The organism is Actinomyces sp. HMSC08A09, assembly GCF_001807465.1.
Taxonomy (GTDB): Bacteria; Actinomycetota; Actinomycetes; order Actinomycetales; family Actinomycetaceae; genus Actinomyces; species Actinomyces oris.
Genome location: NZ_KV789145.1, coordinates 1 through 1,804, shown reverse-complemented (window position 1 = coordinate 1,804; position 1,804 = coordinate 1). Strand labels below are relative to the sequence as shown.

General features: G+C 57.8%; 1 rRNA gene. It reads right to left on the bottom strand.

Annotation, left to right across the window (positions count from 1 at the left end):
• Nucleotides 1-16: 16 nt before the first annotated feature.
• Nucleotides 17-1,568: ribosomal RNA gene (locus HMPREF3165_RS10275) — 16S ribosomal RNA — on the bottom strand.
• Nucleotides 1,569-1,804 lie beyond the last annotated feature (236 nt).

Sequence of the window (1,804 nt, the reverse complement as noted above, 5' to 3'; positions counted from 1 at the left end):
CACAATCAATCCTTAGAAAGGAGGTGATCCAGCCGCACCTTCCGGTACGGCTACCTTGTTACGACTTCGTCCCAATCACCAGCCCCACCTTCGACCGCTCCCCGTAGGGCCACGGGCTTCGGGTGTTGCCGACTTTCATGACGTGACGGGCGGTGTGTACAAGGCCCGAGAACGTATTCACCGCAGCGTTGCTGATCTGCGATTACTAGCGACTCCAACTTCACGGTGTCGAGTTGCAGACACCGATCCGAACTGAGACCGGCTTTAAGGGATTCGCTCCACCTCACGGTATCGCAGCCCTCTGTACCGGCCATTGTAGCATGCGTGAAGCCCAAGACATAAGGGGCATGATGATTTGACGTCATCCCCACCTTCCTCCGAGTTGACCCCGGCAGTCTCCCGCGAGTCCCCACCACAACGTGCTGGCAACACGGGACAAGGGTTGCGCTCGTTGCGGGACTTAACCCAACATCTCACGACACGAGCTGACGACAACCATGCACCACCTGTGAACCGGCCCCACAAGGAGGAAACCCCGTCTCCGGAGCCGACCGGCACATGTCAAGCCTTGGTAAGGTTCTTCGCGTTGCATCGAATTAATCCGCATGCTCCGCCGCTTGTGCGGGCCCCCGTCAATTCCTTTGAGTTTTAGCCTTGCGGCCGTACTCCCCAGGCGGGGCACTTAATGCGTTAGCTACGGCGCGGAAGACCCGGAAAAGGCCCCCCACACCTAGTGCCCAACGTTTACGGCGTGGACTACCAGGGTATCTAATCCTGTTCGCTCCCCACGCTTTCGCTCCTCAGCGTCAGTAACGGCCCAGAGACCCGCCTTCGCCACCGGTGTTCTTCCTGATATCTGCGCATTCCACCGCTACACCAGGAGTTCCAGTCTCCCCTACCGCACTCAAGCCGGCCCGTACCCACCGCAAGCCCCCAGTTAAGCCAGAGGATTTCACGACAGACGCGACCAGCCGCCTACGAGCTCTTTACGCCCAATAATTCCGGACAACGCTCGCGCCCTACGTATTACCGCGGCTGCTGGCACGTAGTTAGCCGGCGCTTCTTATCCAGCTACCGTCAACCCACCCACAAGGAGCAGGCCTGCTTCACTGGCGAAAGAGGTTTACAACCCGAAGGCCTCCATCCCTCACGCGGCGTCGCTGCATCAGGCTTGCGCCCATTGTGCAATATTCCCCACTGCTGCCTCCCGTAGGAGTCTGGGCCGTGTCTCAGTCCCAGTGTGACCGTCCACCCTCTCAGGCCGGCTACCCGTCACCGCCTTGGTAGGCCATCACCCCACCAACAAGCTGATAGGCCGCGAGCCCATCCCCCACCAAAAACACCCAAAGGCGCATCTTTCCCAGACCCGCCATGCGACAGACCCAGAATATCCCGTATTAGCCACACTTTCATGCGGTTATCCAGAAGAAGGGGGCAGGTTACTCACGTGTTACTCACCCGTTCGCCACTCATCCAGAACCAGCAAGCTGATCCCTTCACCGTTCGACTTGCATGTGTTAAGCACGCCGCCAGCGTTCGTCCTGAGCCAGGATCAAACTCTCCAAACAAAACCAACAAAACCAGGCCCCAACCAACCACAAACAAGCAGCCAGCCAGAACCCAATAGTCAGTACAACAGTCCAGAAAACCAGACCAGGCCCAACCCAACCCCACAACAAAAAGGGCCAGGCAAACCAAAACAAAACAAACCCCAAAAACCACACACAACCAAAACCATGCGCAGCCCCCAGGGCCATGGCATAAAAAACATGACACACTATCGAGTTCTCAAACAACACACCCA